The sequence below is a fragment of the Pseudomonadota bacterium genome (genome assembly GCA_039028155.1).
Classification (GTDB): domain Bacteria; phylum Pseudomonadota; class Alphaproteobacteria; order SP197; family SP197; genus JANQGO01.
Map to the genome: position 1 here is coordinate 20,178 of JBCCIS010000009.1, position 25,771 is coordinate 45,948.

At 63.5% G+C, this 25,771-nt stretch carries 14 protein-coding genes; 9 read left to right on the forward strand and 5 right to left on the reverse strand.

Annotated elements, in window-relative coordinates:
* Positions 1 to 28 precede the first annotated feature (28 nt).
* Genes AAF563_06760 through AAF563_06770 form a run of 3 tightly spaced genes read left to right on the forward strand, consistent with a single transcriptional unit; the run spans position 29 to position 13,856 of the window.
* On the forward strand, positions 29 to 2,809 hold the full coding sequence (locus tag AAF563_06760; protein MEM7120957.1) for an ATP-binding cassette domain-containing protein: 2,781 nt from the start codon (positions 29 to 31) through the stop codon (positions 2,807 to 2,809).
* Positions 2,770 to 4,932, forward strand: a complete 2,163-nt coding sequence (locus AAF563_06765) for an AMP-binding protein (GenBank protein MEM7120958.1) — start codon at positions 2,770 to 2,772, stop codon at positions 4,930 to 4,932. The genes AAF563_06760 and AAF563_06765 overlap by 40 nt, the downstream gene beginning before the upstream one ends.
* Entirely contained in the window at positions 4,929 to 13,856 is an 8,928-nt protein-coding gene (locus tag AAF563_06770; protein ID MEM7120959.1) for an amino acid adenylation domain-containing protein, read from the forward strand. Before AAF563_06765 ends, AAF563_06770 begins: the two co-directional genes overlap by 4 nt.
* 12 nt (positions 13,857 to 13,868) lie before the next feature.
* Here the strand turns inward: AAF563_06770 and AAF563_06775 are convergent, their stop codons facing one another.
* Positions 13,869 to 14,819, reverse strand: a complete 951-nt coding sequence (locus AAF563_06775; protein ID MEM7120960.1) for a LysR family transcriptional regulator — start codon at positions 14,817 to 14,819, stop codon at positions 13,869 to 13,871.
* 131 nt (positions 14,820 to 14,950) lie between these two features.
* Between AAF563_06775 and AAF563_06780 the strand changes: the two genes are divergently transcribed.
* The 6 genes from AAF563_06780 to AAF563_06805 are packed head-to-tail and all read left to right on the forward strand — an operon-like array spanning position 14,951 to position 21,340.
* Positions 14,951 to 16,471: an ABC transporter substrate-binding protein gene (locus AAF563_06780; GenBank protein MEM7120961.1), complete on the forward strand. Its 1,521-nt coding sequence runs from the start codon at positions 14,951 to 14,953 to the stop codon at positions 16,469 to 16,471.
* Between the two features lie 57 nt (positions 16,472 to 16,528).
* Entirely contained in the window at positions 16,529 to 17,524 is a 996-nt protein-coding gene (locus AAF563_06785) for a membrane dipeptidase (GenBank protein MEM7120962.1), read from the forward strand.
* 16 nt (positions 17,525 to 17,540) lie between these two features.
* Complete coding sequence (locus AAF563_06790; protein MEM7120963.1) at positions 17,541 to 18,458, forward strand: ABC transporter permease; 918 nt, start codon at positions 17,541 to 17,543, stop codon at positions 18,456 to 18,458.
* Positions 18,459 to 18,462: 4 nt separating this feature from the next.
* Positions 18,463 to 19,359: an ABC transporter permease gene (locus AAF563_06795; protein MEM7120964.1), complete on the forward strand. Its 897-nt coding sequence runs from the start codon at positions 18,463 to 18,465 to the stop codon at positions 19,357 to 19,359.
* Entirely contained in the window at positions 19,356 to 20,351 is a 996-nt protein-coding gene (locus tag AAF563_06800) for an ABC transporter ATP-binding protein (GenBank protein MEM7120965.1), read from the forward strand. The genes AAF563_06795 and AAF563_06800 overlap by 4 nt, the downstream gene beginning before the upstream one ends.
* Complete coding sequence (locus AAF563_06805) at positions 20,348 to 21,340, forward strand: oligopeptide/dipeptide ABC transporter ATP-binding protein (GenBank protein MEM7120966.1); 993 nt, start codon at positions 20,348 to 20,350, stop codon at positions 21,338 to 21,340. Before AAF563_06800 ends, AAF563_06805 begins: the two co-directional genes overlap by 4 nt.
* A 51-nt stretch (positions 21,341 to 21,391) precedes the next feature.
* Here AAF563_06805 and AAF563_06810 read toward each other — a convergent pair whose 3' ends face one another.
* From AAF563_06810 to AAF563_06825, 4 genes are all read right to left on the reverse strand, one after another.
* A complete protein-coding gene (locus AAF563_06810) occupies positions 21,392 to 22,294 on the reverse strand; it encodes a 2OG-Fe(II) oxygenase family protein (protein MEM7120967.1) in 903 nt (300 codons plus the stop codon).
* A gap of 112 nt (positions 22,295 to 22,406) precedes the next feature.
* The gene (locus tag AAF563_06815) at positions 22,407 to 25,103 is read right to left on the reverse strand and encodes a sensor histidine kinase (GenBank protein MEM7120968.1); all 2,697 of its coding nucleotides are present in this window, start codon (positions 25,101 to 25,103) and stop codon (positions 22,407 to 22,409) included.
* Complete coding sequence (locus tag AAF563_06820) at positions 25,103 to 25,369, reverse strand: hypothetical protein (GenBank protein MEM7120969.1); 267 nt, start codon at positions 25,367 to 25,369, stop codon at positions 25,103 to 25,105. The genes AAF563_06815 and AAF563_06820 overlap by 1 nt, the downstream gene beginning before the upstream one ends.
* A gap of 19 nt (positions 25,370 to 25,388) precedes the next feature.
* A complete protein-coding gene (locus tag AAF563_06825) occupies positions 25,389 to 25,766 on the reverse strand; it encodes a response regulator (GenBank protein ID MEM7120970.1) in 378 nt (125 codons plus the stop codon).
* Between the last annotated feature and the right edge of the window lie 5 nt (positions 25,767 to 25,771).

Below are 25,771 nucleotides of genomic sequence, written 5' to 3' on the forward strand. Positions count from 1 at the left end.
GCTCTTGTAGACGAAGACCGGTGGTGATTTGAGCCGATTTGCAATAGGTCATTCCAGAAGCCGCACCAAACAGAAGCTGGAGCAGATTTACGCGACAGCGTGTCGCTGGCTGGACGTTGCACCCGATGATTGTTTCGTTGACGCGGTGCTGGATGACGGACTGACCAGTCCAGATGGCGACCTCGGCAGCGCCCTCATTTCCAAGCTTCTGACGGAACAATTCTCGATGCCGCCGGCGGCCCGTGGCCTGATCGGCATTGGTCTGCTGCACGCCATCGTGGATCCCGATAAGCAGGCCGGTGAAGGCGATGCCAAGACGTACGCCAAGATAGACCTGACGGCCGACGAGATATCGGACCTCGACGGACTGGCATCACGCCTCTTGCTGACGGACGTCGACCCGGTCGACGTTCGACGCGCCGCTGCGTTTGTCGTCTTTCTTTTGTCGACACATGGGCCCAAGGCGCTCGTCGAATTCGGTCGCGCCATGGGGCCCGACGGTTCGGTCAATAAGGCAAGCGAAGCGGCGACCGGCAAGTCGAGCGCCGTCCTTGAACTCGAATGGAAAGGCACGGCCAGCAACCAGGACCTCAAGATGGGGCCTTGGCATGTTATGGTCTGGACCGCCAGGGCCGCGCGACATTTCCCTAAACTGCTGTTCTTCTTCCTCGTCGCGAATGCCATCCAGATCGCCTACACCGTGGTTGTACCCGTCTGGATACAGCGCTTGTTTGACGACGGCATACAGCAGAGCCACATCGGCGTTATCGAGCTTATGCTCACATTTCTTGTTGTCGGATTTCTTCTGACATCAGCGGCCGGCGTTGTTCTGGATTACTGCGTCGCTGCGCTGGGTCCGAAGATGCTCGAGCGTATGCGTTTTCGCATGTTTAACAAACTTCAGCGGATGTCCGCGCGATCACTGTCGCGGTACGGCAGCGACGAGGTCGTTGCCAACTTCTCGAACGATCTAACAGTGCTTGAGAAAGCGATTATCTGGTCGGTGCCCGGACTGTTTGCCAAGAGCCTGATACTGGTTGGCTCGGTGGGCGTCGCGTTTCACCTGGACTGGCAGTTGGCCGTGCCGATGTTGGTTGCCATGGGATTGGCGTTCTGGCTGCCCCGCTTGATTGGCAAGTGGGCGCTGAGGAAAACCCACGAGCGCGGAATCGAGGACACGAAACTTATCCGCGTGGTCAAGGAGAATGCCCTGTTGCAACGGGTCATTCATGCCTTTGGACTGACATCGACCCTCGTCGATCGATTCAGGGTTCAGCTTGACGGTCTCTACCGCTCGAGCCTGGGCCAATACTTCTCTTCCGGCCTGGTCGGCAGGGCCACCAACTTCGGCATTAGCAGCAGTCAACTGATCGTCATCGGGTTGGGGGCCGTCCTCTCGGTCGAAGGCGAAGTTTCAGCCGGCACGATCGTCGCGTTCATCACACTGCTGCTCAGCATTGGTGGGGCGGCCGGCTTCTTAGGATCCCAGTTGCCGGTCCTGATCCAAGCCGTCGGCAGCCTGCAACGCATCGAAGTCTTCCTGGCCCAACCCGACGAGATCAAGACGCCAGAAACCGTCGAGTCGATGACGCTGCCCTTGAAGGCCGTGACCTTCGATAACGTCTCGTTCAGCTATCAAGGCGACAAGGTCAACCTGGACGAGATCTCGATGCAGATCGATACGCCACAGCGCGTCGCGATCGTCGGCCCCTCAGGCTCGGGCAAGAGCACCTTGCTTAGCCTGATCGAACATCAGTTCGACCCGACCGAAGGGCGTATCTTTTTCAACGGTATCGATCTGAGCATGATTGGCGACGAGCAGCGCAACGCGCTGGTCAATGTCGTGCCGCAGGAACCACTGCTTTTCCAGGCCTCCGTGCGCGAAAACATCCGCATGGGCAAGCTCGACGCCACCGACGAGGAAATCGAGGAGGCGGCCAAGAAGGCGGAAATCCACGACTTCATAGCCAGCCTTCCCGATGGCTACGACACGGACTCGGGCGAAGCCGGGCGCAAGTTCTCTGGCGGTCAGCGTCAGCGTATCGCCATCGCTCGCGCCATTATTAACAACCCTGAGATACTGTTGCTTGATGAAGCAACGTCGGCCCTGGACGAAGCCAGCGCTGCCGCGATCAACGAGACGTTGGAGCGGGTGACCCGAGGGCGCACGGTGTTTGCGGTCACCCATCATCTGAATGATTGCGAGGCGATGGATCAGGTTCTCGTGCTGAAAGACGGCAAAATTGTCGAAAGCGGGACCCACAAAGAACTGGTGGCGCGCGAAGGCGCCTATGCTGACTTGTGGAGCGCACACACCATCGCCAACGCGACCGACGACCTGTCACCCGATGACATCATCAGAATGCTCGGCCGGTTCACGTTGTTTGAAGATGTTCCCGCCGAAACGATGGAGACTGTGTTTAAGACCATGCGGCTTCAGACGGTTCAGACCGGCACCCGTCTGCTGGAGGAGGGTCAATCCGCCGAGCGTTTTGTTCTGATCGTCAAAGGCACGGTCGAGAGAACCGTGCGTTTGCCAAGCGGTGAGATACACGAGCTGGAACTGCTCGACGCCGGCGATGCTCTCGGCGAGTACACGATCCTCGATGATGCGCGAAACCCGGCCACGGCGACGACAAAGACCGACTGCACGTTGCTCTCCATCAACAAGTCGGAGCTTCTGGAGTTGTTGGGCGACGATCAGAGAATGCTGACACATGTCAAGACGATGCTGAGGGCGCGCGAAGACGAAATCAGGGAGCACATCACGTGGCGGAAACTGTTCGAGCTGGCAGTTCCCGGGGCCTAGCCGCCGAGCGGCCAGACATCGCCGGTGCGACAACGCTGGCCGAGGTCCTTGCGCGACGCGCGTCAGGATCCGATTCAACTTGGTCGATCACGTTTCTCGACAGCACCGGGAACGAGGCTGCTCGTTGGGGCGTGGGTGAACTGGAGACACGGACCCGCACCATCGCCGCTCGTCTCGAGACAGTCTCCGCACCCGGTGACGCCGTCCTTCTGGTGTTTCAACCGGGACTGGAGTTCTTCGCCGCCTTCCTAGCATGCCAATGGTCTGGCAGGCTTGCGGTGCCGATCAACCCGCCTCGGCGCAACCGGCTGCTCGGGCGGCTGGAGTCCGTGGTGCGCGACTGTGGTGCGAAGGTCGGACTGAACGGCCCCGGTCTGATCGACTCGGTCAGCCAGTGGCAGTCGACCAGTCCCGTCCTCGCCGACATCGACTGGCATGACGTTGACCACATGGACGGGACGCTTGCCGGCGCGCCCCACGATGCCGCACCGGACGACATCGCGTTTATCCAATACACCTCCGGTTCAACGTCGCAACCCAAGGGCGTCAAGGTCTCCAACCGCAATCTGATGGACGACATGGCCCGCATGGCCGACGTCTGGTCGATCACGCACGACAGTGTCATGGTGACCTGGCTGCCGGCGTTCCATGATCTCGGCCTGATTTTCGGGCTGCTGCAGCCGCTCTATTCCGGTTGCCCAGTGGTGCAGCTCGCCCCCAACTCGTTCCTGCAGCGCCCTGGCCTGTGGCTCGAGGCGATCACCCGCTACCGCGGCACCCATTCCGCGGCGCCAAGCTTCGCCTATGATCTCTGCTGCCGCCGCATACCCGACGATCAAAAGGCCGAACTGGATCTCTCAAGCCTTGTCATGACCATGAACGCGGCGGAGCCCATCAACCCCGAGGTGTTCGAACGTTTCGCCGAGACCTTCGCGCCCGTCGGCTTCCAGCGCGATGCGTTCGCCCCGGCTTACGGCTTGGCCGAGTCGACGTTGGCCGTCACCGCCAACCCGACTGGCGAGCCTCCGATCATGGTTCGCCTCGATACCGCCGCGCTCGAGAACCACACGATCAAGGTGGCCTCTGACGATGATCCCTCAGGCCGGGTGCTGGCCGGCTGCGGCGCGCCGCTTCCGGACGTGCCCATCGCCATCGTCGACCCCGACACGAAACGCCGTCTGTCGCTGGACGAGGTCGGCGAGATCTGGGTCGGCGGACCGACGATCGCACAGGGCTACTGGCAGCGCGACGAAGAGACCGCCGCGACATTCGGCGTGACGATCGACGACGAAACCGACGCGACCGGATACCTGCGCACCGGCGACTTGGGCGCCATGATCGACGGCGAACTCGTCGTCACCGGGCGGATCAAGGACCTGATCATCATCAACGGCACGAACCACTATCCCCAGGACATCGAGCGCACGGCGCAGTCATCTCACGCCGCGCTTCGCATCGACAACGGCGCAGCGTTTTCTCTCGAGGACGATAACGGCGCCGAACACGTCGTCTTGGTGCAGGAGGTCGAGCGCACGCAGCGCAAAGCCGATCCCGCGCCGGTCTTCGAAGCGGTCGCCGAGGCGGTGTGGCGCGAGCTCGAGCTTCCCGTCGCGCGCATTGTCCTTGTCGACCCTGGCGCCGTCCTGCGCACCTCCAGCGGCAAGATCCAGCGGCTCGCCAACAAACAGGCTTACCTGGATGGCAAGCTGCCCGTCATCGCGGAGTGGCGCGCTACGTCCGAAGCGACCGATGGCGGATCGGCGCGCGCCAAAGATACCGCCGCGCAATCCGGTGATCATGCCGCTCTGACGTCATGGATCGTCACCTGGCTCGCCGAACGCCTTGATGTGCCGGTCGATCAGATCCCCACCGACCGTGGCTTTGCCGAATTGGGCCTGGCTTCCATCGACGCGACGGAGTTCGCGTTTGCGCTTAGCGATCATGCCGGACAGGACTTGCCCGAGACGCTCGCTTTTGACCACCCGACCATCGCCCGTGTCGTCGACCACTTGACCGGCGCTCAGTCGGACGCGAAAGACACCACACCGTCGCGACAACCGCCAAGCCAACAGGGCTCGGATTTGGAGGAACTGCTGTCCGCGATCGAACAGAAGAGCCCGTGACCAGCAAACCGGCAGCCAAGGACATACTGCGCGAACGCCTCGCGCGGCTCGAGGCCGACCAGATCGCCGACCTCGTCCTCGATTTGCAGTCGCGCATCGACGGGTTGCGGGCCGAGCTGTCAGCCGGCCACGAACCGATCGCGATCGTCGGTCAGGCTTGCCGCCTGCCCCATGCGGACGGTATCGACGATTTCAGACGGCTGCTGTTCGCAGGCGAAAATGCCGTGGGGCAGCCGCCCAGCGAACGTCCGGAGTCCGACAGCCTGGCGCCGGCGGGTTACATCGCCGACATCGACCGCTTCGATGCCGGCTTCTTCGGCTTCCGCGCCAACGAAGCCGCCGCCATGGATCCGCAGCAGCGTATGCTGATGGAGCTGACCTGGCATGGTTTGGAGGACGCCGGTTATGCCGACCGCAACCGACGGCCGGCCAATACCGGTATCTTCATCGGCATCAGCACCAGCGACTACGAAGAGCGCTTTCGCGGGGACGACCACCGGGGGTTCACACCGGCGGCCATTACCGGCAACGCGCGCAGCATCGCCGCGGGACGTCTCGCCCATTGGCTGAACACGACAGGCCCGGCCGTGGCTCTGGACACCGCCTGTTCGTCTTCCTTGGTCGCGGTGCACATCGCCTGCCTGTCACTACGTACGGGCGCCTGCGACATGGCCATCGCGGCCGGCGTCAACGCCTTGCTCGAGGGCGACCTTAGCGACGGGTTCGAGGCCGCCGGCATGCTGAGCGTCGATCACGCCTGCAAGACCTTCGATGCCGGCGCCAACGGTTATGTCCGCGGCGAGGGCGGCGGTGTTGTCGTTCTGAAACGCCTGTCCGATGCCGTACGCGACGGCGACCAAATCCGGGCGGTCATTCGGGGCGGCGCGATCAACCACGACGGGCGCGCCAGCGCGTTGACCGCGCCCAACGGCTCGGCCCAGGTCGCGGTCGTGCGCGCGGCCCTTGAGAACGCCGGTCTGGCGCCGGCCGACGTGCAGGTCGTGGAATGCCACGGCACCGCCACCGCGCTGGGCGACCCGATCGAGGTCCAGGCCCTGGGCGAGGCCTATGGCCCGACCAGGGAGAACGATCTGCTGATCGGCGCGGTGAAGACGAACATTGGGCACCTTGAAGCCGCGGCGGGAATCGCCGGTCTGATCAAGTTGGCGATCGCGCTGGAGGCCGGGCACCTGCCGGCGACGATCCATCAGACCAGCCCCAACCCGCGTATCGACTGGGATGCCCTTCCCGTTCGTGTCGTCGACGAGCCCATGGACTGGCCGACTTGCGACGTGCGACGGGCCGGCGTCAGCAGTTTCGGGTTCAGCGGCACCAACGCGCACATCGTTCTGGAGGCGGCACCCGACGTTGAAACGCCGCCGCTTGCCGGCCAGCCTCTGACGCTGTTGCCGTTGAGCGCCCCCGATCAAGGCGGCATTTCGCGCCTTGCCGCCAGCCTGGCGAACACGATGGAAGCAAACCCGGACGTGCGTCCGGGCGAGATCGCGGCTTACCTGGCGACCGGGCAAGAGATGTTCGCCGAGCGTGCAGGCGTGGGCGGCGCCGATCGCGATGCACTGATCGGCGGCCTGAGGGAGATCGCCGACGGTGGCGGATCGGTCGCCGGCGCGAGGGGCACCGCCGGAACAGGGTCGCCAACGATAGCCTTTCTGTTCACCGGCCAGGGCAGTCAATGGTCGGGCATGGGTCGCGATCTCTACGACAACGACGCCGAGTTCAAAGCCATCGTCGATGAGTGCGCTGGTGTGCTTGAACCGCACCTGCCCCACCCCCTCGTCGAGCTGATGTTCGACGAGACGCACGAAGACCTTCTGCTCGATACCGCTATCGCCCAGCCGACATTGTTTGTGCTGGAGTATGGGCTCGCCAAGCGGCTAGAAGCCTGGGGCATCACCCCCGACATCATGATCGGTCACAGTCTGGGCGAACTGGTTGCCGCGTGCCTGGCCGGCGTTATCGAACGCGACGATGCGCTAAGGTTGACCGCGGAGCGCGGCCGTCTGATGGGCTCGCTGCCCGCCAGCGGCGCCATGGCCGCCGTGTTCGCCCCGGTAGCAATCGTCGAACCGTTACTGGCCGAGCACCAAGGACAGGTCGATATCGCGGCCATCAACGGACCGGAAGACATCGTGATTTCGGGCGATGCCGACGCGGTCGACGCGATTTGTAATGCGCTCGAGGCCCGGGATGTCGGCTCTCAGCGGCTGCGTGTCAGCCACGCTTTCCACTCGGCCCTGATGGAGCCGGTGCTCGACTCGTTCCGGGAGACCGTCGCCGGCGTGTCGTTGTCAAAGCCACGCCTGCCCGTGGTGTCGAACGTTACCGCGACGACGGATGCACCCTTCACGGACCCCGCCTATTGGGCGCGGCACATCCGCGAGCCCGTCCGGTTCGCCGATGGCGTGACTGCGATGGTCGATCATGGCGCGACGGTCTTGGTCGAAATCGGTGCGACAAGCGCGCTGATTGGCATGGCCCAGCGTTCGCTGGCCGACAGCGACACCGCGATTTCGTTCGTCCCAACCCTTCGCCGCAACAAGCCTGCATCCCAAGGACTTGGTGGGGCACTCGCCCGCCTCTTCGTCGCCGGCGCGCCGGTCGACTGGCCGGCGCTTATCGGTGAAGCACGGCGCGCGACCTTGCCGGGTTATCCGTTCGCGGACGAGCGGCACTGGACGCCGCGCCCGGTCCGCCATGCTGTCGCAACGGAACAACCGGCCGCAGCCGCGTCATCCGGACGGGCGTCAGAAGCACCTTCGGCCGTCAGCCTACCTGCGTCTCCTGAAGAGCTTCAGGAAGACGTACGCGTGCTTCTTGCGCGCTCAATGCAGCTCGAGCCAGCAGCGCTTGACGCCGATATCGGGCTGTTTGAGCTCGGCGTCGATTCCCTTGCGCTGACCGAGGCCATCGCGGCGGTCGAACGGCGTTGGCGTATCACGCTCGCGCGGCAGGCGGTGTTCGCGGAGTACAACAACGCGCGCCGGCTGGTCGCCCACGTGGTCGACGCCATCGCGAATCGAGCCGATGCCGCAGCAGGCGATGTCACGTCTCAGCCCATTGCCGACCGACGTACCGCAACACCGGTGCTGCCTTCGCCGGCGGCCGTGCAGCAGCCAAGTCTGAGCGAGACCGCACGAACTTACCTGGACGGTTTTGCGCGCGACTATGTCGAGCGAAGCGCCGAATCACGCCGCCAACGCCAGGCCTATGAAGACGTTCTGGCCGACAGCCGCGCCGTAGCCGGCTTCCGCTCCGAAACGAAGGCGATGCTCTACCCGATTGTCGGCGCCAAGGGTTCCGGCAGCCACATCGTCGACGTCGACGGCAACGACTACGTCTCCTTGACCATGGGCTTCGGCGTCCAGCTCTTCGGCCATAACCCGGCCTTTGTTGTCGAGGCGATGCAACACCACCTCGCGGAACAAGGTCTGTTCATGGGCCCGCAGGCATCGCTCGCCGGCGAGGTCGCCGAACGGATAGCGCGGCTGACCGGCAACGAACGGGTCCTCTTCTGCAACACCGGCACCGAGGCCGTGATGACCGCGCTCAGAATTGCGCGGCACACGACCGGACGGTCACTGGTGGCCATGTTCGCCGGTTCCTATCACGGCCACTTCGACGGCACGCTCGCCCGCTCCGGACCCGATGGGCGTGGCGCAGCACTCGCCGGCGGCACGCCTGCCGGCATGGTCGAAGATATGCTGGTCCTGGACTACGCCGATCCCGAGGGTTCCCTCCAGGCGCTGAAGCAGGTCGCCGGCAATCTGGCGGCTGTGATCGTCGAGCCGGTCCAGAGCCGCCGGCCAAGCCTGCAGCCGCGTCATTTCTTGCAGCGGCTTCGCGCCTTCACCGACGATGCAGGCACCGCCTTGGTGTTCGACGACGTTCTGCTGGGGTTCCGCGTCGCGCAAGGTGGCTCACAGGCTTGGGCCGATGTGCGCGCCGACCTCGTCACCTACGGCAAAATTGTTGGCGGTGGCCTGCCTATCGGCATCGTCGCCGGCCGCCACACGTTCCTGGACGCGATCGACGGCGGCACCTGGTCCTTCGACGGCGACGACAATCCCAAGGACTCCCGCACTTTCTTTGCCGGCACGTTCAACAAGAACCCTATGACCATGGCGGCCTCCAATGCCGTGCTCACGCATCTCGAAGAGTCCGGGCCTGAGCTTCAGGAAAATCTGAACGCGCGCACGGCAGCCTTCTGTGAACGGCTGAATACTGTGTTCGCCGAGGAGCAGACGAACGTGCGCGTCGACCAGTTCGCCTCTGTCTTCCGCTTCAACGGCGCGAACGATCTCTTCTTCAATCATCTGATCGCCAACGGCGTCTACGTCTGGGAGGGTCGGACATGTTTCCTATCGACCGCGCATACGGATGCGGACCTGGAACGCGTCGAGGACGCCGTGCGCAAAAGCGTCCGCGCCATGCTGCCCGCCGGACTGATGGCGACACGGGCGCCGTCCGAAGAAACCCGGTCGGTTCCGACAACGCCCGGCCAACAGGCGCTGTGGGTATTGGCAGCGTTCAGCCCGGAAACGTCGTCTGCCTATAACCAGTCGCTGGTGATAGACCTGGACGGCGATGTCGACGAAGCGGCGCTGACGCGCGCGCTTCAGACCCTCTACGAACGTCACGATTCCCTGCGCTCCAGCTTCTCCGACGACGGCGCCTTCCTGACGGTCCACGACGCCGAGACGATCGACGTGGAATGGGTCGATCTTGCGGACGCCGGCGACACAACCGGCGATGCCTGGATCAAGACTGCGGCGGCGGAAACGTTCGATCTGGAAGCGGCGCCGCTGCTGCGCGCCGCTCTGCTGCGGCTGTCGTCCGATCGCCACAGGCTGGTTCTGATCCAGCCCCACATCGTGACCGATGGCTGGTCGATGCAGGTGCTGGCTGTTGAGCTGGGTGAACTCTATTCGTCCTATCAAGCAGGGCGCGAACCCGCGCTGCAACCGGCGCCGGCTTACGGCGTCTACGCACAGCACGCGTGCGCCATGGCCGACGCACCAGAGGCCGCCGCGCATTGGCTCGGTCTCTACAGGACCATCCCGCCGACCCTGGATCTGCCCACCGACCGGCCACGGCCGAAACTCCAGACCTTCGATGGTGGCAGTGTGCGCCACGAGATTGCCGCGACGCTCTCCGAACGGCTGGAGCGGCGTGCACGCGATCTCGGTTGCTCGCTCTTTACCTTGTGCCTGGCGGGCTATGGACGGTTGCTCAGCCAGCTGAGTGGTCAAGACGACCTTGCCGTAGCCATCTTCGCGGCGGGGCAGCCGCTCGTCGGCGAACGCGCGTTGACCGGCTACTGCGTCACCACCTTGCCGGTCCGCCTCCAGGGCGCCGGGACACCCTCCAGCCGCGACCTCGTGGCCGGCACCCACCAGGCCATGGCCGACGCTTTGGCCTATCCGGCTTACCCCTTCCCGGCTCTGATCAAGGCGCTTGGCATGAAGCGCGACCCGTCGCGGCCGCCGCTGACTGGCGTTTCCTTCAACCTCGACCGGCTGGACGCTGAACCCGTTTTTGAGGGTCTCAAGACGACGCTGGATGCCAATGCCCATGGCAGCGTGCGCTGGGATCTCAACTGGAACATGATGGCGAGCGCGGATGGCTTGCAGATCGACGCCAACTTCAACACCAGCCTGTTCGACCAGGAGCGTGTCGAAGGTTGGGTCGCCAGTTATGTCGACATCCTGGAGGCGCTCTGCGACGAGACCGGCGAAGCGCCGCTTTCCGCATCCCGCGATGGTGAACCGAGTTTCGAAACCCTCGCCCACCGCGTCGCCGCGTGGGTGACGGCAACGCCGGACGCCGTCGCGGTCCTCGATCACGCCGGCGCAACCGACTACGCGGCACTGGACCGCCTGGCGACCAGCCTTGCCGGGCGGCTGACGGCAGAGGGCATCGCCCGCGGCGACCGGGTCGCGTTCAAACTGGATAGAGGTCTTGGACCGGTCGTCGCGATGCTCGGCGCCGCGCGCATCGGTGCCGCCTTTGTGCCACTCGATCCCGACCACCCGGATGAACACCACGCCTACATCCTGCGCGACAGCGGCGCACGGTTGCTGATTGCCGAGACAGCCGGCGACGGCGGGGCGACCGATCTGCCGGTATTGGCCTGGCGCGGAGATGATCACGGCAAATCGTCCGACATCCCGGGGCCGTGCGGCGTCGCGCCCGAGGATCTCGCCTATGTCCTCTACACCTCCGGGTCCACCGGCAGACCCAAGGGCGTCATGGTGCCGTGGCGCGCGGTCGAGACCTACAGTGCGGCTCTACTCGCGCGGCTCGGCGTCAACACGCCGACCTCGTTTGCAATCGTGACATCGTTCGCCGCCGACCTCGGCTACACATCGGTGTTTGGCGCCTTGCGCTCCGGCGGTACGTTGCACGCCATCGACGCGGAAACCGCCCGTGATCCCAACCGGATGATCACGTGGTTCCAGGACCACCCCGCCGATATGATGAAGATCGTGCCGACCCATATGGCAGCGCTCATGACGGCGCCGGACGCGGCCATGCTAGTTCCGCGCAGCGCCCTCATCTTCGGCGGCGACGTCTTGACCTATGATCTCGTTGACCGCGTGCGGGCGCTGGGCGGTGATTGCCGCATCTTCAACCACTACGGCCCGACCGAAACGACGATCGGCGCCACCATGATCGAGGTCACCGACGACCTTCGCGGTCCCGACGATACGGCGGTCCCAATCGGCCGCCCGCTCGACGGCTACACCATCGAGGTTGTCGATGAGAATGGTGGCCTTGTGGCTGACAACGTCACCGGTGAACTGCGCATCGCGGGCGCTGCGGTGGCGGCGGGCTATGTCACGCCCCACGGCGAGGAGCGCGTCCGCTTCAACCGCGGCGCGGACGGAATCGCGCGTTACGCCACCGGTGACCTCGGGCGCCGACGCGACGACGGCATTATCGAGTTTGCCGGGCGCAAGGACGACGTCGTCAAGATCCGCGGCCACCAGGTCGACCCCGCAGGCATCACCACCCTGCTGCGGACGCATCCACAGGTCCGCGACGCCGCCGTGCTGGTCGACCGGCAGGAGAACCGCGCGCCGCGCTTGGTTGGCGCCGTTGTTGCCGACGAGACGCCGGAGGCGGTGACGGCCTGGCTGTCTGAGCGCGTGCCGGCCGCCATGTGTCCGTCGCGCCTGATCGCTCTCGACGCCATCCCCTTGAACGCCAACGGCAAAATCGACCGCAGCGGCCTGTTGGCGATGATGGACGAACCGACCCAGGAACAGCCGGTAACCAGCGGGCAGAGCGACGACCGGACCTTGACCATGTGCGAGATCTGGCGCGAGGTCTTGGAGATCGATCAGGTCGGTCCGAACGACGACTTCTTTGCCTTGGGCGGCGATTCAATCATCGCCATCCGCATCGCCGGTAAAGCCCGGGCAGCCGGTCTAACCATCAGCCCATCGCAAATCTTCGAGCACGCGACGCCAACCGCGCTGGCGGCGGCCGCCGAAGCGGTCGATGAAGCGGCATCGGACAACCGTGAACCCATCGACGGTACGCTGCCGCTGACGCCGATCCAACGCTGGTTCATGGCAATCGACATGGCGAAGCGGGACCAGTGGGCGTTGACGGCCGTGTTCAATGTCGCATCCGAAACGACGCCGGCCCAGATCGACGAGATACTATCGGTTCTGATCAAGCGCCACGATGCCCTGAGGACGGCGTTACGGCATACAGGCGGCAGCGACGTACAAGAGCTTGTGGACGAACCGGCCGATCCCGTCGTGATTGTCCACGAGATGCCAGGCGACGATGATGTGGCACTGCACACGGCCGAAGACGACCTGGCTGATCAGTTGATCGCCTGCCTGGACCTCGGGCGCGGCCGCGTGATCGCTGGCGGTCTGCTCACATCGCCGGACGGCGCCGGAAGGCGTCTCGTCGTTGCGGCCCATCACTTCGCCTTCGACATGGTGTCGTGGGGCATCGTTGCCGAAGATATCGGTGCCGCCCTCACGGAAGGAACCGAAGCGGTCGCGCCGGTGCCGACGCCGTGGACCTGGTGGTGCGGTGAGCTGGCGGCCTACGCCGAAGCGGCGCGCCCACAACTAGACTATTGGCAATCGGTGGAAGCGACCGGATCGACAGCGATTCCCATTGATCAGCCTGACGGCGCCAACACCGAGGGCGATGCCCAGGAGGTCGAACGGCCCATCGATGGCGCCGTCAGCCGGGCTCTGCTGACATCCGCGGCCGAGACCTATGCCATGCAGGCCCATGAGGTCGTTCTGGCTGCGCTGGGGCGTGTCTTCGTTCGCTGGTCCAGCGCACCGACCATAGTCGAACTGGAAGGTCATGGGCGCGAACCGCTTGATGCCACGATCGATCTATCGCGCACCGTCGGCTGGTTCACAACCCGCTACCCGCTTGCCCTGCCCCACGATCAGGCGAGTGACCCGCGCCAATGGCTGGTGGCGGTCAAGGAGGCGCTACGCGGGCTGCCGCAGCGCGGCATGGGTTACGGCCTGCTGCGTTATCTCGATGGCGCTGATCTGACGTGCCGGCCCACGGTATCCTACAACTTCGTCGGCGAGATCAGCCGCTATGGCGGCGAACTCGGCCTGGTCCGTCTGGGCGCCGGTCACGAACGCGATTCCCAAGCGGAACGCCCCCATGACCTCGTCTTTACGGCCTGGCTCGACAACGGTGCGATCTGTCTGCGCTGTCAGCACGCCGGCAAACACACGACGGCCACCGTGACCGCGCTGCTCGATGACATCGCCAGCGAGATCGCGCTCCTTGCCGAGCACTGCGCGAACGCGGCAGGGCGCGTCTACACGCCCGGCGACTTCACGGATTTGGATTTCAGTCAGGACGAGCTGGACCAGCTCACCGCCGAGGTCCTCGGTTCGGATTGACCTGATCTCGCCCTAGCGGGAATCCATCACACCGGCCGAAGCCGGCGTCTCCAGTTCGATGCCGTTGCGGTCAACGACGTCGGCGGCAACACGAAGGAAGTTGTCGATGGCGGGGACGCTTGCGCGACGATCGCGGCGCCACGTTGCGAAGCTGTCGATGGGCGGCGGCGTCGCCTCGCGCAGTGGTTTGACGGCGATGCCCTTCATGAAGTGAATCCATTCGCTGTCGACATAGAGTGTGACGCCCATTTCGGCCGCCACCAGGCCCATGATGCCGTCGCTATGTTCGGCCTCCTGAATGATCCGCGGCTGGAAGCCATGCCCGCGGCACAGATCCCTGACGATCCGGTGGTAAATGCGCCACGTCCGCCATCGACCCATGATGAAGGGTTCGCCGGCAAGATCGGCGACAGACACGGCAGACTGCGCGGCCAGACGATGCGACGCCGGCAAGACGCAAACCAGCCTCTCCTTGCGTACTACGATATTCTCGAGGTCGGCGTGGTCGGGCGGCCCGGTGTGAAACGCCACTTCCAACTCACCATCCAACACCATGTTCAGCATCTCTGGTGTCGGTGAGTCGACGAGCTTTACCTCCACCTCGGGATAGGCCGACCGGAATTGCCGTACCGTCTCTGGCAACAGTCCGGTGATGGCAAAGTCGTTAAAGCCGACGCGGACCTCACCGGCGATGCCGCTCTGGACACGCTGCGCCAACTCGACGGTATCACCCAAGCCTTCCAAGACCGTTTGGGCACGGGTCAGCATGACGCGGCCGGCCTCGGTCAGCCGGGTCACGCGCGTCGTGCGCTCAAACAGCGTGACGCCGATCTCCTCCTCCAGGTTCTTGATCGTGCGGCTTAAGGCAGGTTGGGCAACGCCGAGCCGTTCGGACGCACGCCTGAAGCTCAATTCCTCGGCGACCGCACAAAACGCTTTCAAATGGCGTAGTTCAACCTGCATTGATGCTCTAATCGCAATAATTAATGCCAAACTGATATTTGAGAGTACACATTACCGGCTCTACCGTGCCAGGCCTAATCGCCGTTCAACGGTGACAACAACAATGTCTGGAAATGGGGAGCAAGAAATCGATGTGGACCACAAGACTGGTTCTGGCGGCGGCTGTCATCGCGCTCGGCACGCATGTCGCCCAAGCCGATAAGGATGACGACACCCTGCGCATTGCCTGGGGCGTCGACGGCGTCATGGTCAATGCCGACAACTACTATGGGGCGACGCGTTCCGGGATCTGGTTCACGGCCATGGTCTGGGACACCCTGATCTATCGTGACCCCAGTACGGGCGCATACCTGCCCAGCCTCGCCACCGGCTGGACCTGGATTGACGACACAACCCTGGAACTGACCCTGCGGGATGATGTCACCTTCCACAACGGCGAGCCGTTCGACGCCGACGATGTCGTCTATACCTTCAACACGGTTTCGGCGCCGGACAGTGGCGTGAAGTTCCAGCGTATCGTGAGCTGGATCGACAACGTGGAGAAGATCGATCCCTATACAGTACGCATCCACACGACCGGACCGTTCCCGCAGGCGCTTGAATTCCTGTCCGGACCGATGCCGGTTTACCCCAACGAGTACTATGCCGAGGTCGGCCCGGAAGGCATGTCCAACGAACCGGTTGGTACAGGGCCCTACCGTGTCGTCGGCATGAAGCCCGGCGAGGAGTACACGCTGGTTCGCAACGACGACTACACCTGGGGCAGCCCGAAAGGCACGGCGCAGATCACCAACGTCGTCATTCGCGAGATTCCCGACGTTCAGACCCAGGTCGCGGAACTGATCTCCGGCGGCATCGATGTCACCGCCGATCTGACGCCCGACCTCGTCGCCAATCTCCAGGGTACACCCGGTGTCACCGCGGAGATGGCCGAGACCCTGCGTATCTTCTATCTCGGCATGGATGCATCGGGGCGTACGGAAACCGACCCGGTCAAGGACCCGAAGGTGCGCCAAGCAATCAGCCACGCCATCAACCGGCAGGCCATCGTCGACAACCTGATGGGCGGCGCGCCGCGCATCATCAACACACCGTGCCACCCACTTCAGTTCGGTTGCGATGAAACCGTCGCCACGGTCTACGACTACGATCCAGAAAAGGCCAAAGCCCTGCTCGCCGAAGCCGGTTATGCCGACGGCTTCACCATCGACCTCTATGCCGAGGCACCGGCGCACGAAGCCGAGGCGATCATGGGCGATCTGGCAGCGGTTGGCATCGAGAGCAACCTGCACCGGCTGCCCTGGGAGGCCTATCGCGACGCCCAGCTGGCCAACAAGGCACCGGCCTGGCTGACGAACTGGGGGTCTTATTCGCTTGCCGATTCCGCCGCCAGCGTCAGCATCTTCTTTAACGGTGGCGAGGACGATTTTGCCCAGGATGCCGATGTCATCGAATGGCTTAAGTCGGCCGACACCAGCACCGATCCCGACGAACGCAAGGACCTCTACGGCAAGGCAATCGCCCGCATCACCGAGCAGGCCTATATCCTGCCGACGTTCAGCGGCATCCGCAGCTACGGCTGGGACAGCAATCTCGACTTCACGCCTTATGCGGACGAGATCCCACGCTTCTACGAGTACGGCTGGAAGTAGCGCAGTAACAGCGAGGCGGCGGGCCGGTTCTGGTCCGCCGCTTCCAGGAGTTCCTTCATGACATCTGACAGCCCGCTCAGTCCCGGTGCGCTGCACCGCGACGCCCTGGTGTGCGACACGACCTTGCCGTGGACACAATACGGACGCTCGGACCTTCGCGCGCAGACGCTCCCGCGCATGGCCGATAACGGCGTTGACTTCATATCGCTCACGCTCGGGTCCGACGCTGAATCCATGATCGAGGTAATCCAGAGCCTCGCCCGCGAACGACGAAACTTCTCACGCCAACCCGACCGCTACGTCATCGTCGACGGCGCTGACGACATAGTGGCGGCAAAGGGAGACAAGCGGCTCGCCATCTCGTTCAACCTTCAAGGCACCAATGCGCTAGAGGGCGACCTCAACATGGTCGAGATCTTCTACGAGTTGGGTGTACGTCACATGCTGCTCGCCTATAACCAGCGCAACCGCGTGGGTGACGGCTGCCACGAGCCCGGCAACTGCGGCTTGAGCGTCTTCGGCCGCGAATTGGTGCAAGAGATGAACCGCGTCGGCATGATCGTCGATTGCAGCCATACCGGCCACCAGACGTCGCTGGATGCCATCGACGTGTCAGACGCGCCGGTGATCTTCTCGCACTCCAACCCACGCGCCCTATGGGATCACGACCGCAACATCACCGATGACCTGGCGCTCGCCTGCGCCGCCACCGGCGGCATTGTCGGCGTGGTCGGCGTCGGCATCTTCATGGGCGACAACGACGCGGCGACGTCAGTCGTGGTGCGTCAGATCGACTACTACGCCGAACTGATCGGGACCGGCCACATCGCCCTGGGCCTCGACTTTGTCTATGATGTCGAGGAGATGCAACGCTACATGGCGAACGTGAAATCCCCGGCCCGCGGCAACTACGAACAGATGACCGCCTTCTTCCAGCCGGAGCAACTGCCGGAACTGACCGAACAACTGCTCGCACGCGGCTACACCGAGAGCGACGTGCGCGGCATTCTGGGCGAGAATTTCCTGCGGGTCGCGCGTCAAGTCTGGCGCTGACCGACCGGCACCGGGCATGCCACTCTATGTTGCCAAGCGCCTGGCCAGTGCCTTTCTGACTCTCCTCTTCGTCTCGGCCCTCACCTTCTCCCTTGCCCACCTTGCCGGCGATCCCGCGGTTGCGGTGGCGGGCAAGGAGGCCTCGGCCGAGGACATCGCCCGTATCCGCACCTATTATGGTTTCGACCGTCCCGTGATCGAGCAGTACTTCGCGTGGTGCGCCAAGGCGGTCGTGGGCGATTTCGGCATGTCCTATCACTACCAGCAGCCGGTCTCGGCCATGCTGGCGACGCGCCTTCCCATTACGCTGTGGCTGGGCGTCGCATCGCTTGTCTTCGCTCTCGTGCTATCGCTGCCTCTGGGCGTCATCGCGGCCATCCGCCGCGGCTCTTTGGTCGACAGGTTGTGCCTGTTTCTGGCGGTTGTCGGCCAGGCCATGCCGACGTTTTGGCTGGCCTTGTTGATGATTGTGCTGTTTTCCCTGACTCTCCAATGGCTGCCGGTATCCGGCAACAGCAGCTGGCAGAACTTCGTCATGCCGACCATCGCGCTCGGCTACTTCGCGACGCCGGCCATTATGCGCCTGACCCGCGCAGGCATGATCGATGCGCTGGACTCCGACTACATCCGCACGGCGTGGGCCAAGGGCCTCAGGCCCTTCACCGTCCTCTTCAAACACGCCTTGCGCAACGTGATGATCCCGATCGTCTCGGTCTCAGCCGTGCAACTCGGCACCATGCTGGCGGGCTCGATCGTGGTCGAGCAGATCTTTGCGCTGCAAGGCATCGGCTGGCTGGGCTACGACGCGACCGTGCGTTCGGATCTGCCAGTGTTGCAAGCGATCACGCTGGTCATCGCCGCGTTCTATGTCCTGCTCACACTGGCCGCCGACCTCGTCAACGCGGCGCTTGATCCGCGCATCCGGCTGACGTGACGTCATGAGCGAGCAAACCAGCATGCTTGACGGGACCGGCGGCACAGTCGCCGCCCGACGCTTTGCCCGCCGCGCCGCACGCAATGGCAGTGCCCTTATCGGTGGTGCAGTGCTGCTGGCGGTTCTGGTGATCGGTCTCGCCGCACCGCTGCTCGCCCCGCACGATCCCTATGCGCAGGACCTTTCGAAGCGGCTGCTGCCGCCGGTGTTCTTTACTGGCTATGACCCATTCCATCTGCTCGGCACCGACGGTTTCGGCCGCGACTACCTGTCCCGGCTGATCTATGGCGCGCGCATCGCTCTTCTGATCGGCGTCTCGGTCATGCTGATTTCCGGCGTCATTGGCACCGCGTTGGGTTTGGTCGCAGGCTACTTCGGCGGCCGGGTTGATCAGGTCATCATGTTTGTCATCAATACACGCTTGGCCCTGCCCGTCTTTCTTGTCGCCATGGCCGTCGTCGTTGTCCTCGGCGCGTCGCTTTGGGGCACGATCATCACGCTCGGGCTATTTTTGTGGGACCGGTTCGCCGTCGTGGTCCGAAGCGCCGCCCAGCAGATTGCCGGCCAGGACTATGTCATCGCCGCCAAAAGCGTCGGCTGCTCCCACGCGCGCATCATGCTGGGCGAGATCCTGCCCAACCTGATCAATGCCGTGGTGGTCGTCGGCACAATCGAGATGGCGAACGCAATCCTTCTGGAGGCGGCGCTGTCGTTCCTGGGTTTCGGGGTTCAGGAACCGACACCGTCCTGGGGCCTCATGCTGGCCCAGGCGCGGCAGTATCTCTTCTTCGATCCCTGGCTGCTCTACATTCCCGGTGCCGCCCTCTTCATCGTCGTGCTGTGCATTAACCTGTTCGGCGACGGCTTGCGCGACCTGATGGGCATGGGGGACGAGACGTGAGCCGTCTTCTGGAGGTTCAGGACCTGCGCGTCGAGATCGCGATGTCGTCGGGGACATTGCACGCGGTGCGTGGTGTCGACTTCTCCATCGACAAGGGGGAGGTGCTTTGTATCGTCGGCGAATCCGGATGCGGCAAGTCCCTCACGTCCCTGGCTCTCATGGGATTGTTGCCGAACCGTGCCGAGCGGCACGCAAAGCGGCTCTGCTTTGACGGCCAAGATCTGACCGACGCCAACCGCGCCATCCTCGGCAGGTTGCGTGGCAACCGCATCGCGATGATCTTTCAAGACCCCATGACATCGCTGAACCCGGTCTACACGATCGGCAACCAGTTGATGGAGATCTACCGCCGCCACCGTCGCGGCTCGCGCGCGGTCGCCCGGGCGCGCGCGATCGACCTGATGACGACGGTCGGCATTCCAGCGCCAGAGAGGCGCCTGGAGCAGTTTCCCCACCAGCTATCGGGCGGTTTGCGCCAACGGGTGATGATTGCCATGGCGTTGATGTGCGAACCGGACCTTCTAATCGCCGACGAACCGACCACGGCACTGGATGTCACGATCCAGAACCAGGTACTCGCCCTGCTCAAAAGGCTGCAGCGCGAGTTGGGCTTGGCAGTCGTTCTGATTACCCATGACCTCGGTGTCGTCGCCCACATGGCCGATCGAGTCGCCGTCATGTATGCCGGCGAGATCGTTGAGCAGGCGACGACAGAAGAGCTGTTCTCGCGGCCCTGTCATCCCTACACACGCGGCCTGATGCACTGCCTGCCCGGTCAAGACGGCAAAGGCCGATTGGGCACGATACCCGGTATGGTTCCCGCCATGACCGGCGTGTTTGAGGGCTGCGCCTTTGCCGATCGCTGTCCCCACGCGCGCGCCCAATGCCGCGGCACCCCGATTGCCTTCGCGTCACTGTCGCCGACACACGCTTACCGGTGTGTGCTTCCGCCACACGCTTCAGATGGTCACGTTGCGGCGGCGCCGTCATGAGCGCCGTGATCGAAGCCCAGGGTCTTGCCCGACACTACCGGGTCAGCCGGGGCATTCGCGGCGCCGACATCGCCATACACGCCGTCTCGGATGTCTCCTTTTCCGTGGAACGCGGCCAGGTGTTGGGCCTGGTCGGCGAGTCCGGTTGCGGCAAGTCGACCCTGGCTCGGCTGTTGCTGGGCCTCGAGGCGCCCAGCGCCGGCACAGTCCTGATCGACGGCCGGGCAGTCACCGGGATGGGCCGCCTGGAACGGGCGCGAAAAACCCAGATCGTGTTTCAGGATCCCAACGCATCGCTTAACCCGCGCAAGAGCATTCTGTCGATCCTGACCATGCCGCTCCATGTCCACGGTATCGGTGATCGACGTGAACGGGAGCGCCGCGCGGCAGAGATGCTGGATCACGTCGGCCTGCCGAAACGCGTTTTGCATAACCGGCCAGGCAGCCTTTCAGGCGGTCAGCGCCAGCGCGTCGCCATCGCCCGTGCGTTGATCGTGCAGCCTGAGATCTTGATCTGTGACGAACCGACATCGGCCCTGGATGTCTCGGTACAGGCCCAGATCCTGAATCTGCTTCAGGATCTGCGCGACGAGCTCGGCCTGACCTATATCCTGATCTCCCACAATCTCGCCGTCATCGAACACATGGCGTCACGCGTTGCGGTGATGTATCTCGGACGGATCGTGGAGGAGAACTCGGCGCGCGAAATCTTCGCTCGACCGCGCCATCCCTACACGAAAGCTCTGTTGGACTCGGTACTGACCCTCGATCCGACGCAAGATCTCAAAGACGTCGAACTCGGGACGGACTTTCCAGATCCCGCTGCCTTGCCCACCGGTTGCCCGTTCCATCCACGCTGTCCCGAGATCGTCAATCCATGCCAAGACCAGGCGCCGCCACAGGTACGCTGCGGCACAGGCTTTGTTGCGTGCCATCTCTATGCGCCAACAAGCGGCGACAAAAAACTGGATGTTACGCAGAGCGCCTGAGACGACCGGTGGAATGTCACTGTTGGAAACCGAACTCGGGTGCTCTAGCCCCTACGCGGTCTGCCATCGCGGCACGCCGCTCTCGCCGCCGACATAGTCGATATCGCTCGACACCGACGGATAGGCCGGCGGGTTGGCGTCGTCGACGAACTTGTCCAGCGGACCGACGGTCATCGGCGCGACGTTCTGAAAGAAGGCAAGGCTGGTGCGCGATGCCTCCGTATCCATCACACGATGGCGGACCGCCGGGATCCTGCCGTTGGTAAAAAGTTCCATCCAGTCACCAGGGATTACCAACAGGCTCGCTCCGGGATCAGCCGGTACCGTGAACCAGCTTCCGTCGCGGCGCTTGATCTGCAGGGACTCCCTGCTTTGCGCCAGCATCGTGAAAACCACGGCATCGGAGTGCTCATCAAGTCCGGCATCGTGCGCGCCACCCTCGCTGGCCGGCTGGCCCGGGTAGTGCTTCAGCGCGACATAGCCGGGCTCGTAGCGCAAGAAGCCGGGCTCTCGGTCCAACACCGATTCGAGAGCACCCAGCAAGGAACGAGCAACACGATCGCAAAGGCCGGCCGCGGCCGCGACGTCAGCCGCGAAACCGGGCAAAACCTGCTCGTCAGGCCACAGCGTTCGTTCAGTTTCGACGCTGAAGCCGTACTCCTGTTTGGGTTCGCGGCTCTCCATCTCAGCATCACGCATGTGGCTTGTGTAAACCGCGTGCTCGCGCATGAGAGACCAGCCGCCGGCCGCTTCGCCGTCGCGAACCGAGTGGTGAAAGCTCTGACGCGTTTCAATCGGCAGGGCCGTGAATCCTTCCCAACGGGCCAGGGCATCGCGAATGCACCGCAACCGGCTTCCGCTCAGCATGAGATAACCGCTGTCCATCAGCGTTGCCTCGATACCATACGCGACCGATGCGCGGTCGTCGCCCGAAACAAGATCGTCAATATCCATCGTCTTTACCGCGCGTGAACATGGTGTCTTCGACCGTCACTTTGCCACATGAGGTGCAGCAGGTCCGCTTAATCCTCAGGGCTGTGGCGATGCGGCTCGTCGCCGCGACAGTCTAGTCGCCGGCGATCTGCCTGACCGACACCTGCTCGTCGGAGGGAACCAATCTGACCCGGAAGAAGCTTGTGCCGTCGTCGGCGAACTCCACGGTCACGTCGCCACCCATCGCCCGCATGATCGCCCGGCAGATCGGCAGGCCCAAGCCGGCGCCCCGGTCACGGGTGGCGCGGCTACCACGGGCGAACTTCTCGAACACCACGGCCGCGTCCTCACGCGAGACGCCTCCCCCGTTATCAATCACGTCTATCCAGACAGTCTTGTCCGCGACGCCCGTTCGAACGTGGATCCTGGGATTTTTCGCGTCGTTGTACTTCACGGCGTTCGACAGGATGTTCATCAGCACCTGGCGCAGACGATCCCCGTTAGCGCTGACAAGTGGTGTGTTGTCGTCCAGATCACTATCGACGACGACACCGGCCTTTCGGGTCATGCCCATGACGGCATCGAGCGCCGTCACGACCGCATCCGATACATCGACCGGCGCAAGCGGCAGATCCTCAGCGCCCGTTTCAAGGCGGCTCATGTCCAGCAGCTCATCGAGAAGACTCGTCAATCGCCGGCTCTCTTCGTGGATGATCGAAACGAACCGGGTCCGGTCCTCCGGTGAGATGTCGTCGGCGTCCATCAGGATTTCCGAAAACGAGCGTATCGATGTCATTGGTGTGCGCAGCTCATGGCTTACCTGGCTGACAAAGTCGTCCTTTTGCGCATCAAGCGAACGCAGCTTTTCATTAACGCTGCGAAGCTCCTCGGCCGTGCGCTCCAGTTCCTCTGACTTTTCGGCAAGCTGACGCGACGTTACGATCAACTGTTGCGTCTCGTCGGCAATGTCGATCAGTTCGGTCATGCCGACCGTCTGTCGGCCGGTTATGCGCTGTATCATGGCATGTGCCGATGCGGCACCGATGGAGCCGGAGAGCTCTCGTTCCAGGCGGGCGATGACGGCGTCGGTGGGACGCGGCAGATCGCCGGTCATCCCTTGCGATCGAGAGAGGTCATTGAACAGGCGCCGGGCAGGATCGGCGCCCAGAATCCTCTGCGCCAGAATGTACAGGTCCTCGGCGCCCGCCGACGTGGTGGCGACGCTCGACGGCGTGTCATCACCCGTCCGGTACACATCGACGAACTGACCGGCCTGCAGGCGCTCGACCGCACCAGCGTGGGTCAAGGTCGAGACAACCAAGAAGACCAGCGCGTTCAGTCCGACACTCCAGACGACCGCATGGACCAGGGGGTCAAGTCCGCGCAGCCCGAAGAGCGCATGCGGGCGAAGCGCCTCTATGCCCCACGGCCCGTCGACGAGTACCGACGTGTTGAGCAGGAACTGCCCCTCGAAGCTCGGCAGAAACAGCGTATAGGCCCACATGGCAAAGCCGACCAGAAGTCCCGAGATGGCGCCGACACGGGTCGCGCCACGCCAGAACAGACCGCCGATCAGGCTGGGCAAGAACTGCGCAACGCCGACAAAGGCGATCAGACCGATTGCGGCCAGGGCACCCGATCCGCCGCTGAGCCAGAAGTAGAGGTAACCCAGCGCCAACACGAGGACGATGCTGAAGCGCCTGGAGGTCAAGAGCAGATCGCGAACGTCGCCGCTGACGGCGCGATCGGACGCGATCACCCGAAGGAAAATCGGCATGACGATGTGGTTGGACACCATCGTCGACACGGCGATCATGGCGACGATCACCATGGATGTCGCCGCCGAAAATCCGCCAAGGAACGCAAGAAGCGTCAGCTCATAGTGCTGATTGGCCAATGGAATGGTCAGCACGTAAAGGTCGGGGTTGGCCCCATCGGGCATCGTCTTCATCCCGACCAACGCGATCGGCATGATGAAGATACAGATGCCAAGCAGGTAGAGCGGAAAGAGCCAGGACGCCGTCTTCAGGTGGCTTTCGTCGATGTTCTCGACCACGGTAACCTGGAATTGGCGCGGCAGGCAGATGATGGCCGTGGCCGATAAGAATATCAGCACGACCCAGCGCGGGCCGAAGATGTCATCGCCGCCCAGGGCCTCCACATCGACATTGGCGAAGACATCTGACAGGCCGTCGGCAACACCATAGGTGACGAACAACCCGACCGAGATCAACGCGACCAGCTTGATGACCGCCTCGAACGCGATCGCCGCCACGACGCCGTGATGGCGTTCGTTCGCGTCAAGGTTCCGGGTGCCGAACAGGATCGTGAAGAGCGCCATACCGGCGGCGATCCAGAACGCGGTGGTCAAGCCGTCAGCGTTGGTGTCAATGACCTGATAGCTGCGGGTCAGGGACTGAAGCTGCAACGCGATATAGGGCGTCGTGGCGGTTACCACGATGGCGGTGACAAGCACGGCGAGGCCTGAGCTCTTGCCGTAGCGCGACGAGATAAGATCCGCGATCGACGTGACCCGATTGGCCCGGCCGATCCGCACCAGCTTGCGCAACAGCCACCACCATCCGATGAAAACCAATGTCGGCCCTAGATAGATGGTGACGAATTCCAGGCCGTTCCGGGCGGCTGAACCGACCGCGCCGTAGAAGGTCCATGCGGTGCAATAGACCGAAATGGAAAGTGTGTAGATGACCGGCGACTGCAGCCAAGCGATCGGTTTGCGGCGCGTCCGCCGGTCAACCACAAAGGCGATGGCGAACAACAGCGCCACGTAACCCAGACACACCGCCAGCAGGACATCGACGGAGAGCATTAGGTATCGACGTCGGTCGTTTCTGCGGTGGCGGGGGTTTTGTCACCGCGGCTCAGTGGACCTGCAAGCATCAGCGCTACGACAATCAACGCAATCCAAACACCGAAAAGGTAAAGCAGCGGAACCGGAACACCGGCGAGTTTGGCGTCGATATGCGAGACACCGACGACCGGCGGCAGCAAGAGCACGATCCCGACCAGAAGATGCACAACCGAGCGGTCGCGAACCTTGCTGCGGCTGGGAAGGCTGTTTTTTGCTTCGCTCACCGGCCCGTTTCCCGTCGACTCAACCGGTGCCGCTGGCAGTAAGCTCCTTGACGGCCGAGACGATCTCTGAGTTAGAGAACGGCTTCGTCATGAAGAGATTGGCGCCGCATTCCAATGCCGTCTCGCGGTCCGAACGCTGCCCCTTGGCGGTCAGCATCAATACCGGCAGCGTTTCGGCGCGGCGGTCCGCACGAAGGTGGCGCAGGACTTCGTAACCACTGAGTTCAGGTAGCATGACGTCGAGAATGAGAAGGTCTGGCGCATCGTCGAGTGCGGCATCAAGCGCTTGCCGACCATCGGTTTTCACCGTCACCTCAAAGCCCGCCCGCTCCAAGAGAAACCTCAAGGACTCAACGATATTCGGCTCGTCCTCTGCCAGTAACACGCGTTTCGCCATGGATT

Excerpts from the sequence above, each read along its gene's own strand:
- AAF563_06825 (MEM7120970.1), bottom strand. The coding sequence starts at position 25,766 with ATGGCGAAACGCGTGTTACTGGCAGAGGACGAGCCGAATATCGTTGAG.
- AAF563_06775 (MEM7120960.1), bottom strand. The coding sequence starts at position 14,819 with ATGCAGGTTGAACTACGCCATTTGAAAGCGTTTTGTGCGGTCGCCGAG.
- AAF563_06780 (MEM7120961.1), top strand. The coding sequence starts at position 14,951 with ATGTGGACCACAAGACTGGTTCTGGCGGCGGCTGTCATCGCGCTCGGC.
- AAF563_06790 (MEM7120963.1), top strand. The coding sequence starts at position 17,541 with ATGCCACTCTATGTTGCCAAGCGCCTGGCCAGTGCCTTTCTGACTCTC.
- AAF563_06785 (MEM7120962.1), top strand. The coding sequence starts at position 16,529 with ATGACATCTGACAGCCCGCTCAGTCCCGGTGCGCTGCACCGCGACGCC.
- AAF563_06815 (MEM7120968.1), bottom strand. The coding sequence starts at position 25,103 with ATGCTCTCCGTCGATGTCCTGCTGGCGGTGTGTCTGGGTTACGTGGCG.
- AAF563_06810 (MEM7120967.1), bottom strand. The coding sequence starts at position 22,294 with ATGGATATTGACGATCTTGTTTCGGGCGACGACCGCGCATCGGTCGCG.
- AAF563_06805 (MEM7120966.1), top strand. The coding sequence starts at position 20,348 with ATGAGCGCCGTGATCGAAGCCCAGGGTCTTGCCCGACACTACCGGGTC.
- AAF563_06795 (MEM7120964.1), top strand. The coding sequence starts at position 18,463 with ATGAGCGAGCAAACCAGCATGCTTGACGGGACCGGCGGCACAGTCGCC.